The 15,099-nt window shown below is 43.8% G+C and carries 14 protein-coding genes and 1 pseudogene; 5 read left to right on the plus strand and 10 right to left on the minus strand.

The features are described from left to right. From QVP40_RS13820 to QVP40_RS02275, 6 genes and pseudogenes are all read right to left on the minus strand, one after another. A pseudogene (locus QVP40_RS13820) lies at positions 1-107 on the minus strand (DMT family transporter); the annotation flags it as partial. Positions 108-229: 122 nt separating this feature from the next. Further along, on the minus strand, positions 230-397 hold the full coding sequence (locus QVP40_RS02255) for a FeoB-associated Cys-rich membrane protein (protein WP_022066878.1): 168 nt from the start codon (positions 395-397) through the stop codon (positions 230-232). Between the two features lie 341 nt (positions 398-738). Next, positions 739-2,925 carry an alpha-galactosidase gene (locus QVP40_RS02260; protein WP_022066879.1) on the minus strand — a complete coding sequence of 729 codons (2,187 nt, stop codon included), beginning with the start codon at positions 2,923-2,925 and terminating at the stop codon, positions 739-741. Between the two features lie 75 nt (positions 2,926-3,000). After that, positions 3,001-3,849 carry a carbohydrate ABC transporter permease gene (locus QVP40_RS02265; protein ID WP_022066880.1) on the minus strand — a complete coding sequence of 283 codons (849 nt, stop codon included), beginning with the start codon at positions 3,847-3,849 and terminating at the stop codon, positions 3,001-3,003. Continuing rightward, positions 3,849-4,718: a carbohydrate ABC transporter permease gene (locus QVP40_RS02270; protein WP_022066881.1), complete on the minus strand. Its 870-nt coding sequence runs from the start codon at positions 4,716-4,718 to the stop codon at positions 3,849-3,851. The genes QVP40_RS02265 and QVP40_RS02270 overlap by 1 nt, the downstream gene beginning before the upstream one ends. Then, the gene (locus QVP40_RS02275) at positions 4,715-6,013 is read right to left on the minus strand and encodes an ABC transporter substrate-binding protein (protein ID WP_022066882.1); all 1,299 of its coding nucleotides are present in this window, start codon (positions 6,011-6,013) and stop codon (positions 4,715-4,717) included. The genes QVP40_RS02270 and QVP40_RS02275 overlap by 4 nt, the downstream gene beginning before the upstream one ends. Positions 6,014-6,289: 276 nt before the next feature. Between QVP40_RS02275 and QVP40_RS02280 the strand changes: the two genes are divergently transcribed. Together QVP40_RS02280 and QVP40_RS02285 are read left to right on the plus strand one after the other, a co-directional pair. Then, positions 6,290-7,159 (plus strand): AraC family transcriptional regulator, encoded by an 870-nt coding sequence (locus QVP40_RS02280; protein ID WP_022066883.1) that lies wholly within the window; start codon positions 6,290-6,292, stop codon positions 7,157-7,159. 221 nt (positions 7,160-7,380) lie between these two features. Then, positions 7,381-8,016 carry a DUF1836 domain-containing protein gene (locus QVP40_RS02285; RefSeq protein ID WP_022066884.1) on the plus strand — a complete coding sequence of 212 codons (636 nt, stop codon included), beginning with the start codon at positions 7,381-7,383 and terminating at the stop codon, positions 8,014-8,016. An 84-nt stretch (positions 8,017-8,100) separates the two neighbouring features. Here QVP40_RS02285 and QVP40_RS02290 read toward each other — a convergent pair whose 3' ends face one another. Together QVP40_RS02290 and QVP40_RS02295 are read right to left on the minus strand one after the other, a co-directional pair. Next, a complete protein-coding gene (locus tag QVP40_RS02290) occupies positions 8,101-9,054 on the minus strand; it encodes an SH3 domain-containing protein (RefSeq protein ID WP_022066885.1) in 954 nt (317 codons plus the stop codon). Between the two features lie 85 nt (positions 9,055-9,139). Further along, positions 9,140-10,216, minus strand: coding sequence for a serine hydrolase (locus QVP40_RS02295; protein WP_022066886.1), 1,077 nt, complete (start codon positions 10,214-10,216; stop codon positions 9,140-9,142). A 252-nt stretch (positions 10,217-10,468) separates the two neighbouring features. Between QVP40_RS02295 and QVP40_RS02300 the strand changes: the two genes are divergently transcribed. Further along, a complete protein-coding gene (locus tag QVP40_RS02300) occupies positions 10,469-12,142 on the plus strand; it encodes an N-acetylmuramoyl-L-alanine amidase (protein WP_022066887.1) in 1,674 nt (557 codons plus the stop codon). A gap of 57 nt (positions 12,143-12,199) precedes the next feature. On the opposite strand, the gene QVP40_RS02305 is transcribed toward QVP40_RS02300, so the two are convergent. Continuing rightward, positions 12,200-12,523 carry a YerC/YecD family TrpR-related protein gene (locus QVP40_RS02305; protein ID WP_022066888.1) on the minus strand — a complete coding sequence of 108 codons (324 nt, stop codon included), beginning with the start codon at positions 12,521-12,523 and terminating at the stop codon, positions 12,200-12,202. Positions 12,524-12,702: 179 nt separating this feature from the next. On the opposite strand from QVP40_RS02305, the gene QVP40_RS02310 reads away from it, so the two are divergent. Continuing rightward, positions 12,703-13,425 (plus strand): phosphatase, encoded by a 723-nt coding sequence (locus tag QVP40_RS02310; protein WP_022066889.1) that lies wholly within the window; start codon positions 12,703-12,705, stop codon positions 13,423-13,425. 75 nt (positions 13,426-13,500) lie between these two features. After that, positions 13,501-14,817 carry a replication-associated recombination protein A gene (locus QVP40_RS02315; protein WP_022066890.1) on the plus strand — a complete coding sequence of 439 codons (1,317 nt, stop codon included), beginning with the start codon at positions 13,501-13,503 and terminating at the stop codon, positions 14,815-14,817. A gap of 42 nt (positions 14,818-14,859) precedes the next feature. Here QVP40_RS02315 and QVP40_RS02320 read toward each other — a convergent pair. Further along, positions 14,860-15,099: hypothetical protein (locus QVP40_RS02320; protein ID WP_288200227.1), on the minus strand; the 240-nt coding region annotated here is incomplete at its 5' end.

A 15,099-nucleotide genomic window follows, 5' to 3' on the forward strand; every position in this document is an offset into this window, starting at 1 on the left:
CAGCCTGTAGATACCCACAGACTGGTCTGCTTTGTCACTTCTGTGTTAAAAACTCCCTGAATACTCATAAGCGCGCCTGAAACAAGTGCCACAATAAATCCCCACATAGTAATCCCTCCATATAATCCAACATAAAGATATGAAAAAAGGCCGGTACTTTTAACCAGCCTTTTGTTACTATCATCATATACAGAAATTACTTTTTTATTCACAGACTTTCCTGCACGTTTTATTTTGTGTGATTTTCTTTTACCTCTGAACTGCAGCAATGTCCTCCGCAGCTTGAGCAGTCACAGCCGCACTGAAGAGATTTTCCGGCTTTTTTCGCCCGGATCATACTTCTCAGCACCAGTCCCACTGCCAGAATAAGAACTGCAAGTACAACAAATGTTCCCATTAATATCCCTCCTGACTTCTGTCAGATTTTTCCTGTTCCCACACCGCCTCCTGAGATCAGCGTACCGATAACGATATGGGGTTCTCCCTGATTTACCATAGATAGCGGCATCATTTTTTCACTTCTTTCTGTGTCTTATAATGCCAGTCTCTCATCCGTGTTAATTATGTACAGTCCCATTAAAGTTAGTATATATAAACTATTTTCATCTGTCAAGACCTCTTTTGTAAAAATAAAGTAAAAATCCCTTTTAAGCAGTCTGATCCGCACTCATTCTGCTTAAAAGGGATTCTGACAGCTGTCACGCTGTAAAACCTTATTTTCTGTTCATGATAAATTCGTTATTCTTTTAATAAAAAATGGAAATTCCAGCTCTCATATTCCTGTTTGGCTTCCGGAAGCGGAAATCCTGCATACATCAGCGCGCCTCCTGTATATTCTTTTCCGTCACAGACATAGATTCCGTTTTCCTGAAGTCCTCTCAGAAGCACTTTGGCCGGCTGGTCATTGGCGCGTACCCTGGAAGCCACCACGCTTACAAGAGCCTCTTTTTTATCCAAAGCAGCAAACTCCCAGGCGGAATAATACCTTTCTGTATCCGGAGATGTAAGACGGAAATAATCTCCTGTCTGTATCAGCTCATAATACTCTTTAAACCTTATAATCTGTTCCCTGATCTCTGCCTTTTCTTCTGAAGTCAGCTTTGCAGGATCAAGCTCATATCCAAAGGTTCCTGCCATGGCTACTGTGGCCCGTGTACTCAGAGGGACAGATCTTCCTGTCTGATGATTTGGGCAGGCGGATACATGAGCTCCCATCGTGCTGACCGGGTAACAAAAGGAAGTTCCGTACTGGATATCCAGACGTTCAATGGCATCTGTGTCATCACTGCACCAGATCTGAGGGGTATAATAAAGCATTCCTGCGTCAAAACGTCCGCCGCCGCCGCTGCAGCCTTCCATCAGCATATCCGGATATCGTTTTCCAAGCCGCTCCAGAAACTCATACAGTCCCAGCACATAACGGTGCAGTACCTCTCCCTGACGGTCTGCAGGAAGTGCGGCAGAATATACGTCACAGATACTGCGGTTAAAATCCCATTTCAGGTAATCCACTTCCGCCTTATCCAGTACGGCGCTCATCTGATCAAAAATATGATCCCGCACCTCCTGTCTGGAAAAATCAAGTACCAGCTGGTTTCTTGATCTTACCGGCTTCCTTCCGGGAACGGTAAACGCCCAGTCCGGATGAGCCCGGTAAAGATCGCTGTCCTCAGATACACACTCCGGCTCGTACCAGATACCGAATTTCATGCCAAGGCCATGGATTTTTGTGGAAAGTTCCTGAAGAGTACAGCCCAGTTTTTTCTCGTTGACATACCAGTCGCCCAGACCGCTGTTGTCAGAATCTCTTTTTCCGAACCAGCCGTCATCCATCACAAACAGCTCCACGCCCATATCAGCCGCTTCCTCTGCCATATGGAAAAGCTTTTCCCCTGTAAAATCAAAATAAGTTCCTTCCCAGTTGTTGATCAGAACCGGACGTCTGGCATTCTTAAATTTTCCCCGGCACAGATGATTTCTGATAGCTTTATGATAATTATGGCTCATTGCCTCAAAACCGCTGTCACTGTACACCATAGCGGCCTCCGGCGTCCAGAAGCTTTGTCCCGGAAGCAGCTTATAGCAGAAATTCCCCGGGTGGATTCCCATCAGAACTCTTGTCTGATCAAACTGGTCCTTTTCTGCCTGAGCCAGAAAGCTTCCGCTGTAAAGAAGAGACACCCCAAAGCAGCTTCCCTGAGTTTCTGTTGTATGAGGAGCTGCCAGAACCACAAAAGGATTATACTGGTGACTGGAGGTTCCTCTTAAACTTCCCACAGACTGTATGCCATGATGAATTTGCGTACGGGAAACCTGTCGTTCCATTTCATGTTTTCCATAAAACGTCATCCAGTCCCAGTTTCCGCAGGTCTGATCCACACAGCAGGACAGGGCTCTTTCCAGATAAACCTCCTCTTCTCCCAGGTTTTCCACACAGACTGCCCTTGTGATCAGGTCAAATTCCTCAAACACACCATAATAAAGCTTTACCAGAATTTCCCCGTCCCGGTCTTTCATGGATATCACAAGTGTGTCCGCCTGTGCGCTGTCTTCTGCGTAAAATGCCGGTAAACCCGGAATCTCATATTTGCCTTTCAGAATCTCATACCCCTGGAACCTAAGATCAGAAGCAGAAACTCCATACTGGTTTCTTACAGCAAAAGCGCTTTCCCTGTAGTCGCCGTTTCCCTGACAGGAATATTCCTGAGGCAGCGTATCCAGAGAATATTTTCTGTCTGTTTCTGCATCATAAGGATTTCCGGAAAATCCGTGATCCCTCTTCTGGATCAGATAGGAAAAATCCATCTGCTCTGTTCTTTTTCCATAGTAGGTATGAAGCAGTACCCCATGTTCATCTGCTTTCATCTGGTACATGCTGTTTTTTGTGCAAAGGGTAAATACTTTTTCATTCACTGCTATTGCCATAATTGTTTCCTCGCTTTATCCCCTGTGGAGATATACTTTCTTTATGATTTCAATTCTGTTTTTATCATTTCACTTCTATTTCACTGCTCCGTTTACCACACCGTTCAGAATCTGTTTCTGACAGAACAGATAAAACAGCAGAATCGGGATCAGAGCCAGCAGATAGGATGCAAAGGCCAGGTTATAATTTGTTCCGAACTGCGTCTGGAAATTAAGCTGCGCCAGAGGCAGAGTGTTCTTGCCTGTGCCGGACATAATTACAAGAGGCGTCATTACGTCATTCCAGGTTCCCAGGGCAGTCAGTACGGCAACCGTTGCATGCATGGGCTTCATCACCGGAAAAATAATACTCCAGTAAGTTTTCCAGGTTCCCGCTCCGTCCACTCTTGCAGCCTCTTCCAGTGCAAGAGGAATATTTTTCAGATATCCGGAATACAGAAGAAGATTCATAGGCATATAAAATACCACATAAAGGATAATTACTCCAACCCTGTTTCCGATTCCCATCTGAGATGTCTGTTTTACCAGAGGCATCATAAGAATAGCAAAAGGAACAAACATTCCGCTAACGATGTAGAGATATGCGAATTTATAAAATTTACTGTTTCCCATATTTCTTCCAATGGCATATCCTGCAAGAGAATGTACCAGAATGGCAATTATTACTGTCAGCGCTGTGATCAGAAGAGAATTTCCCAGAGAATTCCAGAAGTCAGTCACTCTCATTGCCTCAGCAAAATTGTCAAAGCTCCAGGAAGAAGGAAAGGAAAGGGCTCCCATAATATCGTTTGTCATTTCAGAGGGCTTTTTAAAAGCAATGATCACAGCCATATAAAGAGGAAAAAAGATCGTAAAACAGCCCATGATCAGAAGAATTGTTACAGGCCAGTTGGTTTTGCCTGTGTGCTTGCATTTTTCTTTCATTATAACTGCTCCTCCTTCTTATTCATAAATGTCAGCTGAAATACAGAAATTGCAACAATGACTACAAAAAATATCACTGCATTGGCGCTCTGGAATCCAAACTGTCCGCCGTCCATACCATTTTTGTAGATTAAAAATGAGATGGATTCTGTGCTCTGTGCAGGGCCGCCTTTTGTCAATGCCATGATCTGATCAAATGCCATCAGGAAGTTTTTCATACAGAGAACCATATTGATGGTAAAAAACGGCACGATCAGCGGGAAAGTCAGGTTTTTGAATTTTGTCCATCCGGTTGCCCCGTCAATGGCCCCCGCCTCATACACATCCTCCGGCACAGTCTGAAGACCGGAAATATAAATGATCGTATTCATTGCAATTGCCTGCCATGCAGCCACGATTACAATGGCAAACCATGCGCTCTTTGTATCTGCCAGCATACTGCTGCTGAGAAAATCAATTCCAAGAGCTTTTCCCACAGCTGGAAGAATATAAGTAAAGATAAAGCTGAAAATATAACCCACTACCAGGCCGCCCAGAACATTGGGAATAAAATAGATTCCTCTGAGCGCACTTTTTGCCCGTATCTTACTGTTCAGCCCCAGCGCAAGGATCAGACTGAAAATATTTACAATAATAGTTGCCACAATGGCAAACTTAAAGGTAAACAAATAGGATTTCCCTACTCTTACGTCCTGAAAAAGATCAATATAATTTCTGAGTCCTACCCAGTCATAGCTTCCATACCCTTTAAAGTTTGTAAAGCTGTAAATAAATCCCTTGATCAGAGGCAGCGTATTAAAAACAAAAAATAATGCCAGAATCGGAATGGTAATCAGCAAAAAAGTACGTTTTCTGTCATTTCCTTTCATGATCTACTTCCTCCTTCCCCGTTTTCCTCCTGGTATTCCTGCACCTTGCGGATCAGATCACGGTTGTATCGCTTCCAGTCGCTGTCAAATTTTTTCAGCCAGGCATCTGTATCCTGATTCATAAGATATGTCTGTATCATTGCATCCACAGCCATTTCCGCCGGATAGTAATGATCCTGATAATCTGTCATTTTTCCCTGTTCAATATATTCCTTCATACCGTCCAGCATAGAAGGCAGGGTAAAGTCTCCCTCTTTGCACGGCACAGCATTCTGATCGTCCAGATAAATCTGGATGTTTTCATCCTCCAGCATAAAACGCAGAACCTCATAGGCGGCTTCTTTGTCTTTGCAGTCCTCCATAACGCAGAACTGAAGGTCAACACCTGAGTTCAGGATCTGACCGTCTGCGCTGTCATTTGCCGGGAACACAAAAGAATCAATATTCATATCAGGATTTACTGATTTAATCTGAGGTACCGCATAGCTTCCGATACAGTACATGGCAGACTCTCCTCTTGCAAAAGCTGTGCAGGCGTCATTATAGCTGTATGCATAAGGATCCTCCTGAGCATAGGGAAGAAGCTGAAGGATCTTTTCTGCCAGTTCCCGGTATTCCACTGAGAAAGTCGTCTCTCCTCTGTTTACCTGCTGGCACACATCTGCGGGAGCCAGATCACAGGCCATTGCATTCCAGGGCGCCAGACAGGTCCAGACATCCTTAAATCCAAAATAAAGCGGCTGCTGTCCGGATGCCTGAATGGTATCAAGAAGTTCAAGAAACTCATTCCAGGTTTCAGGGATCTCCCATCCATTTTCTTCAAACATATCCCTGTTATAAAGAATACCTGCGGCATTTGCGGCATAAGGAACTGCATATACTCCATCCTTTGGAATAAATTCCAGATTTTTGTCAATGTCCAGATATGCCTGCTTGATATCTGCCAGTCCCTCAAAGTCAGAAATATCCATCAGCATATCCGCATCCAGAAAATTGGAATAATTAATATCTCCTCCGATTCCGATAATATCCGGCTGATCCGCTTTGATAAATCTGGTCTTCAAAACAGTCATAGCCTCATTGGGAGACTCTATGACCAGCTCAATATCATCATGAGAGGCATTAAATTTTTCTTCCATCTTCTCAAAAGCTTTTACTGCCTCCGGTTTGTACTGGACCATTTCTATTTTTGTCTTTTCATTGTCCTTTTCCGAAGCTCCGCAGCCGGACAGCACCATACCGGAACCAAGAATTCCTGCCAGGGCTGCCCAGGTAAACAGTTTTACTTTTCTCATTACGTTTCCCCTTTCCTCTGTTTTTCGATTCCTTTATATTCTGTACAGTTTATACGGTTTCTTATGAATCCATTTTATCATTACCTTATCTTTCGGTAAATGGAGGCATGAATCCATTTTTATATCATAATGCGTTTTTTCACGAATATAGTTGAAGTTACTACTCATTCAGGTATATAATATAAAAAAACCAAGTTTTTTTGTTTAAATATAACATAATTATCATTATTTTTTTAGCACTATTGCACATATACAAATTAAAAAGGAGGAATAAATATGCCTATTCCCTTGTTCCATGTGTTTTCTGGCGACCGCTTTATGGATCTGACCTTATACCAGTATGGGTATGAAAAATGCCGTCCTCTCCACTCCTTTGGTCCTTCTGTCAGAAATCACTTTCTGTTCCATTATATTTTTTCCGGCAAAGGCACACTTCTTGTTGACGAAACAAAAACCTCAACAAAAGAATACAAGCTTCACGGCGGTATGGGTTTTCTCATTGAACCGGAACGGATCAACACCTATTTCGCCGACAGAGAAGATCCTTGGGAATATGCATGGGTGGAATTCAGCGGACTGAAGGCAAAAGAGATCCTGGATACTGCGGGACTTTCCACGGAATCCCCTGTTTTTATCCCCACCTCCCATCAGATTTCCGAAACTCTGAAAAGTGAACTGCTCCATCTGGCTTCCAGTCCCTCCGAAACCTCGTCCCTTCATCTGATCGGACACCTTTATCTGATCATGGACGCCCTGCTTACAGGTTCCGCCTCCAGACGCAGAGTTCAGAACGGAAAACGATCCCAGTTTTATACGGATGAAGCCATTACCTTTATCTCTCAGAATTATGCGCTTCCCATTACCATAGAAGATATGGCTCAGAGACTGAATCTGGACAGAGGCTACTTCGGCAAAATTTTTAAAGAAGTGATCGGACAGGCTCCACAGGAATTCCTGATCCACTACCGTATGTCCAGGGCTGCGGAGCTTCTGAAAACCACGGACACGCCTGTAAAAGATATCAGCATCCAGGTAGGCTATCCCAACCAGCTTCACTTTTCCAGAGCCTTCAAAAATGTATATGGACAGTCTCCCAGAGAATATCGCCAGAAAAACCGGATCATTCATGTGGTTGATAATTCCTGACGTTACTGCTCACGACCTTCACAGCAACCTGAGCAAGATACATTCAAATCACTTTCGGTGATGGCATTATGCCCTGTATGTCTTGAAATTTTGACATATATATGCCCCCCGCAGGATAATTCCCCCTGGACAGTAACTCCCTGATTCTTAATAAAAACAGTAAGAAAAATATTTACAAGTAGTTTTGAAAACTATATAATAGAAGGCAGAGGTGATAAACTATGACGATCAATACACAGGATATGATAGGCAGTATACTGGAAAGTATTTCAAGAATTGATTATATTAAACCGGAAGATATTCCGAACATTAACTTATACATGGATCAGGTAACTACTTTTATGGAGGAACAGCTTGCCTCCTCCAAACGTTATCCGGAAGATAAGATCCTGACAAAAACCATGATCAATAATTATGCCAAAAATAATCTGCTCCCGTCCCCGGAAAAGAAACGTTATTCCAGGGAACATCTTCTTCTGCTTATTTTTATTTATTACTTTAAAAATATTCTCTCCATTAATGACATCCAGACACTTCTGGGGCCTATCACAGAAAAATATTTCCGTTCAGATACAGACATGGATCTGACTTCCATCTACAACGAGGTGTTCAGCATGGAAAAGGACCAGGTAGAGCTTCTGAAAGAAGATCTGGTAAAACGCTACCATACCGCTGAAGCTACTTTTGAATCAGCGCCTGAAGAAGACCGCAGATTTCTGAAGCTTTTTTCCTTTATCTGTCTTCTGAGCTTTGATGTGTACACAAAAAAAATGCTCATCGAGCAGCTTGTAGATGAACTGCGGGATGAGAACAATGAAGAATTTACCAAAAGCAAAAAATCAAAAAATAAACATTGATCCGGATAACCGATGATACAAAGGGGGCTTTTTCAAGCCCCCTTTTTTGTGTCTGTCTTTACCTTTCAGTGAATTTCCTTTTTATCAGTAAAGATAATCTTTATTTACATATCCGCTTTTTCCAAGCTTTGGAGAATATACATACCAATAGGTAGAATCGCTGGTATCTGTTACCTGTACGGTATCGCCGGTATACAATTCTCCGATCTCATTGGAAGCGTCATAGGCTTTGGCGCTTCTCAGGGCAAGATAACCCTTGCTTACACTGACTGTTTTTGTAACTGTTCCTGATGAAGAAGAGCCTCCTGTCAGATAATTCTTGTTTACAAATCCGTTTTTGCCATGCTTCGGAGAATATACATACCAGTAGGTAGAATCGCTGGTATCGATCAGCTGTACAGTATCCCCGGTATACAGTTCTCCGATCTCATTGGATGAATCATAGGCTTTGGCATTTCTCAGGGCAAGATATCCTTTGCTTACACTGACTGTTCTTGTCTGTCCTGAAGTACCGGAAGAGGTACCCTGAAGATAATTTTTATTTACATATCCTCCCTTGCCAAGTCCCGGAGCATATACCAGCCAGTAAGTGTCATCATTTGTGTTGGCAATCTGTACGGTATCTCCGGTATACAGCTTGCCCACCTCATTTTTGCTGTCATAGGCTTTGTCGTTTCTAAGGGCAAGATAGCCGCTGTCTACCTTTACTGTTCTGGAGCCTGATGAATTTGCCAGATATGCTCTGTTCACATATCCTGTTTTACCATGCTTTGGAGAATAAACAGTCCAGTAAGTAGCTCCGCTTGAATCGGTTACATCCACAGTATCCCCGGTATACAGCTCTCCGATCTCATTGGATGAATCGTAGGCTTTGGCATTTCTCAGAGCAAGGTAGCCTGAGGCAACTGTTACTGTGTAATTATTTGCCGCAAATCCGGTCTCTGCTGTTACAGGCAGAGACAGCACAAATGCCACTGCAAATAGCGCCGCCCATTTCAAAAGGGCAATTCCTGAAAACTCTTTCCATTTCCTACTCATATCATTGTCCTCCTTTTTAGAGTATTATGTGAATCAGCTCCTTTGCTGTTTCAATCCCTGTAAACGACTTCCCCTGCTGCCTTTCCTACTGCTGATAATAGTCGTAAATCTGCCGGCTCAGCGCCGCTATGGCACTCTGGGCAGAACCTGCTTCTGAAAGCTGCTCTGACATGAACACAAGAATCAGATCATTCTGTGTATTGTAAATAATTCCCGCATCGTTTTCCACATCTGCAAGCTCCCCTGTTTTATTTGCCACACTGACGCCTGCCGGCATCTGGGCCGGGATCTTATTTCTTCTCTCCTGAGCTGCCAGAAGATCAAACTGTGCTGCTGCATTCGAATCTCCTGACTTCCATCCGTCATAAATCTTTTTGAGAAAATGTCCGCAGTCTGCAGGAGATGTATAATTATCATCCAGTTCATTGCTGTGCAGCAAAAGTCTTCCCATGTGCGTATTGCTGTATCCATTTACACTGCAGTACTCATTAACAACATTCATTCCCGCAGCAGCGTCTCCTCCTCCCAGATATCCGGTAAGATTATTTGCCGCATCATTGTCACTGACGGTGATCATGGAACGAAGATTGCTGTCCACATTTCCCTGCCCATACTGCGCTGCCAGATTATCATAATTCTCATAAACAGCTCCCATAATATAAAGCTTGATCAGGCTGGCAGCCTGCATTCTGTGTTCATTGACACTTCCCTCTGTATTTGCTGAAATATTACATACATATGCAGACCAGCTTCCATTATTGGCAGGAAACGCCAGACTGGAAAGCAGCCCGGAAAGCGCTTCATCTGTTACTGCTCCTGCAGACGGAGTTCCTCCGAACACGCTTCCTGATGAAGCCTCTGACGGAGGTGAAAGCGCTCCGTCCCCTGTGCCATTCTGTATCTCCTCCTCAGGCGGCGGCTCCGGATGATGATCCGGATCTCCCTGTGGTTCTGAATTTTCCTGTTCCTCTGCTCCCGGCTGAGGCCCCTGCATTTCTCCCGGAGTAATTTCCGGCTGTGTCTCTTCCTGTTCCTCTGCAGGCGCCTCTGCAGCTTCCTGTACTTTCTCTTCTGTCTGCTGAACCTTGTCTGTTCCGCAGGAAGACTGTCCTGCGATTATCAGAAAAGCCAGAGTCAGCATGCCTGCCTTTTTTCCATTCATGTAACTTTTTCATCCCTTCCTCTGCACCCAACCTTTTCGTCTGTGCAATATGCATATTTTACATGGTATTTTTGCAGTTTTTTTCATGTATTATCATTATAATTTTAATCTAAAAGTCTTGCAAGTATTTTTTTCTTTTCAAATTGTTTATTATAGCTTATCATATAAGAAACAGGATTCTGTAAAATCTATGTTCAATAACCGCTTTTCAATTTTTATATGAAATACATCATTATTTTCAGGAGGATTTATATGAAAAAAATACTAAAAATTCTTTCCGCCGGATTTCTTATACTGACCTTCCCGGTTACCGCTCTGGGCGCTTCTTACGAAAGCGAAGAAGGACAGGCTGTGATAGGACCGCCCTCTTCCCAGAAAGACGACAGCTCCGATACCTTTACTGATTCCCCCACTGAGGAAAACGTCTCCGGAATCGACTGGGATGCCGCCAATACGGCTGCTTCTCCGGCCTCCGTAAGCGGTGATTTTACTGTGGTGATAGATCCCGGACATCAGGGACCTTCTGTTGATATGAGCGCTCCGGAGCCTGTGGCTCCCGGTTCCAGTGAGACTAAGGCAAAGGCAACCTCCGGCACACAGGGAAACTTCTCCGGCGTCCCGGAATATGAGGTCAACCTGCAGGTCTCTCTTCTTTTACAACAGGAGCTTACTGACAGAGGATACCGGGTAATTATGACAAGAACCGATCACGAAACCGCTATCAGCAACAAAGAACGGGCGGAACTGGCTACTGAGCAAAATGCTGACATTACAGTGCGTATTCATGCAAACAGCGCAGGAAGCAGCTCTGCTGCCGGAGCCCTGACCATGGCCCCCACTTCTGCCAACCAGTATCTGTCCTCAGACATCATAGAAAAAAGCAACACCCTTGCTTCCTGTATCATCAACCACTACTGCGCTGCTACAGGTCTGGGAAATCAGGGCATCATCTCCTCTGATAATATGACGGGAACCAACTGGAGCACTGTCCCTGTGGCTATTCTTGAAATGGGATTTATGAGCAATCAGAATGATGATCTTTATATTACCAATACTGCCAACCATCCGGCAATGGTGGCCGGGATTGCAGACGGAATTGACGAATATTTCAGTATTGTAGAACCACTGACAGCAGCCAGAGGTCAGCACCTTGGCCAGCTTACGGAAAAACTTCAGACTCAGTACACTTCTCCTTTGGAAAAGTCAGGCGAAAGCTGGGCAATTGCTGTTATGGATCCTGTAACTGACGATTACAGTACCATCCATGCGGACGAAGCCATGCAGGCTTCCGGACTGATCCGTGCTTATATCATGGGCGCTGTATATGAAAAACTGGTTTATCCGGATCCTGCCTCAGATTCAGCTTCCGATTACCAGAATACTCTGAAGCCCCTTCTCCAAAAGATGATCACATCCAATGACAGTGACGCCGCCAATGAGCTTGTTGCCCTTCTGGGAAGCGGAGATTTTAAATCAGGCGCTGCTGCTGTAAACCAGTTCTGCCAGGACCATGGATTTACATCCACCAGACTGGAAGCGCCACTTACCGCAGACAGCTCAGAAAAAAACAATACCACCAGCGCCTCAGACTGCTGCCGCCTTCTTTCTGAAATCTATAATCAGACATTAGTAAACAGCAGCGCTTCCTCAGAAATACTCTCTCTCCTGAAGCAGCAGACGGAAAATGCAAAAATCCTCCCGGGACTTTCCGGCCAGACAGAGACGGCAGGTATGGCAGCTTCTCAGCAAAATGCCCTTGAAAATCATATGGCAATTGTGCTGGATAACAAAAAACCTTATGTGATCTGCCTTCTGTCCAGCAACCTGAAAGATTCCGCAGCATCTGCCGAAACCATAAAGAGTATTTCCGCAGACGTATACCAGTATATGACCACAAAAACTCAAACGCAAGATACCCCTTCATAAGAAAAAAGAGCAGAGATGCGGTAATGTCCGTATCCTCTGCTCTTTTTAATCTGTGTATTATTCTGTTTTTTCGGAACCCTCTTTCTGAACTTCCTTTTCTCTCATTCTGGAAAAAACCATTTCATATCCGTCATTTCCGTAATTTAAAGAACGGTTTACACGGCTGATAGTAGCTGTAGATGCGCCTGTTTTTTCCGAAATATCCAGATATGTCCGTTTATCTGTCAGCATTTTTGCTACCTCAAAACGCTGTGATAAAGAAAGAAGTTCGTTGATCGTACATACATCCTCAAAAAACGTATAACATTCTTCCTTATCTTTTAAACAAAGAATCGCTTCAAATAGGTGATCCACCTCTTCTGTTCTGATTTTTTTACCCATATTCTCTGCTCCTTTAAATCACTGTCCTATTACTGCATAACACATTTTAACACTTTAGCACATGATAGGCAAGTGCTTTTTGACGGAAAAAACAGAGAAATACAGGTATCCTCAAATGATGCAAAATGGAGTATAATAAAAGATGACACAAAGAAATAAAGCTGAAAACGGAGGTTTTTATGAAATACGAATCTGTTCTTGATCTTCATACACATACAGTTGCCAGCGGTCATGCTTACTGCACCATTCACGAGATGGCTGCCGCCGCTGCGGGAAAAGGTCTTGAGATTCTTGGAATTACAGAACATGCTCCAGCCATGCCCGGAACCTGCCATAACTTTTATTTTCATAACCTGAAGGTTGTCCCCAGAGAACTTCACGGCATTCGTCTGCTTCTGGGGACTGAGCTTAATATTCTCAGTCCGGACGGACAGGTGGATCTTGGGGAAAAAGAACTCAGAAATATGGACGTTGTGATCGCCAGCCTTCATATTCCCTGCATGAAGCCTGGTTCAAGGGATGAAAACACAGAAGCATACCTGAATGTTATGAAAAATCCCTACGTAAATATTATCGGTCATCCGGATGACGGACGGTATGAAATTGATTATCCGGCTCTTGTTCAGGGAGCAAAAGAACACGGCAAAGTTCTTGAACTGAACAATCATTCCCTGGAACCCTCCTGCTTTCGCCAGGGCGCCAAAGAAAATGATACAGAAATGCTGAAATTATGCATGAAATATCAGGTTCCTGTTGTTATGAGCAGCGACGCTCATTTTGACAGCGCCATCAATGAGTTTGAAAGTGTGCGCAGCCTTCTTGAAGAGCTTGATTTCCCGGAAGAGCTGGTCTTAAACCGCTCTGCAGATGCTCTGAAGCCCTTTGTAAACCGTAAATTTTAAAAATCTTTCTGATGTTTCCAAGGATAACAGTCATTACACAAAACCAGATCATACTTTTAAAATGGAGTGATTATTATGGATTTATTTGAATATGCAAAATCAAAAACACTGGACAGAGAATCTCCTCTTGCCTCCCGTCTCCGCCCCACTTCCCTGGAAGAGGTCGTAGGACAGGAACATATTGTAGGAAAGGACAAGCTGCTGTACCGCGCCATTAAGGCTGATAAACTGACCTCTGTTATCTTTTACGGTCCTCCCGGAACAGGCAAAACAACGCTGGCTAAAGTAATTGCCAATACTACCAGCGCTAATTTTACTCAGATCAATGCAACTGTGGCCGGAAAAAAAGATATGGAGGCTGTTGTAAAAGAAGCCCAGGATAATCTTGGAATGTATGGCAAAAAGACGATTCTTTTTATTGACGAGATACATCGCTTTAATAAAGGACAACAGGATTATCTTCTTCCTTTTGTGGAAGATGGAACAATCATCCTGATCGGCGCAACTACAGAAAATCCTTATTTTGAAGTAAACAGCGCTCTTTTGTCCCGCTCCATTATCTTTGAGCTGAAGGCTCTGAGCAATCAGGATATTCAGACTTTGATCCTCCGGGCTGTAAATGACTGCGACAGAGGCATGGGAAATTACGGAGCTGTTATCGAGCAGGATGCTGTGGAATTTCTTGCGGATATGGCAGGCGGCGATGCAAGAAGCGCGCTGAATGCAGTAGAGCTTGGAATCCTTACCACTCCCAAAAGCCCGGACGGACTTATTCATCTGACTCTTGACGTTGCCTCTGAATGTATCCAGAAGAGGGTGATCCAGTATGACAAAAAGGGCGATAATCACTACGACATTATTTCTGCTTTTATAAAAAGTATGCGCGGCTCTGATCCGGATGCAGCTGTATACTATCTGGCAAAAATGCTTTATGCAGGCGAAGACGTCAAATTTATTGCCAGGAGAATCATGATACTTGCATCTGAGGACATCGGAAATGCAGATCCTCAGGCAATCTGTGTAGCTGCTGCGGCCGCACAGGCTGTTGAACGGGTTGGTATGCCGGAATCTCAGATTATCCTCTCCCAGGCAGCCGCCTATATGGCCTGCGCTCCCAAGAGCAATTCCGCAGTAAACGCAATCGCCGCTGCCATGGACTCCGTAAAAAAAACACGGACCACTGTGCCGGTTCATCTTCAGGACGCTCACTACGGCGGTCACGAAAAGCTTGGCAAAGGAATCGGTTATCAGTATGCTCACAATTACCCGAACCACTATGTTAAACAGCAATATCTTCCTTCTGAAATACAGGATGAACATTTCTACGAATTAAGTGATATGGGCTATGAAAAAAATTTAAAGGAACACATGAAAAAAATCGGGGCTCTTTAATGAGCCCCGATTTTTATATGTGCTTACATTCTTTCTATCTTCTTATAATTTTCTTATAACTACTGTTGCTGTACTGTCCTTCTCTACCGGAACATCACCTATGTTTGCAAGCATCCAACCTTCTGGTACCATGTCCTGAACCATAGCTGTGCTAAAATATGTTGCTTCCATATCAAGTTTGATCTCGGAGTTTGCTATCAGTTTTCCTTCCTCGTCTACATAGTTAATTGTAACGTCTCTCTGATATTCTTTTTCTCTTACTACTACTTCTACTGCATTATT

The sequence above is a fragment of the Blautia sp. CAG:257 genome, assembly GCF_000433815.1.
In the GTDB taxonomy this organism is placed as follows: domain Bacteria; phylum Bacillota; class Clostridia; order Lachnospirales; family Lachnospiraceae; genus Blautia_A; species Blautia_A caecimuris.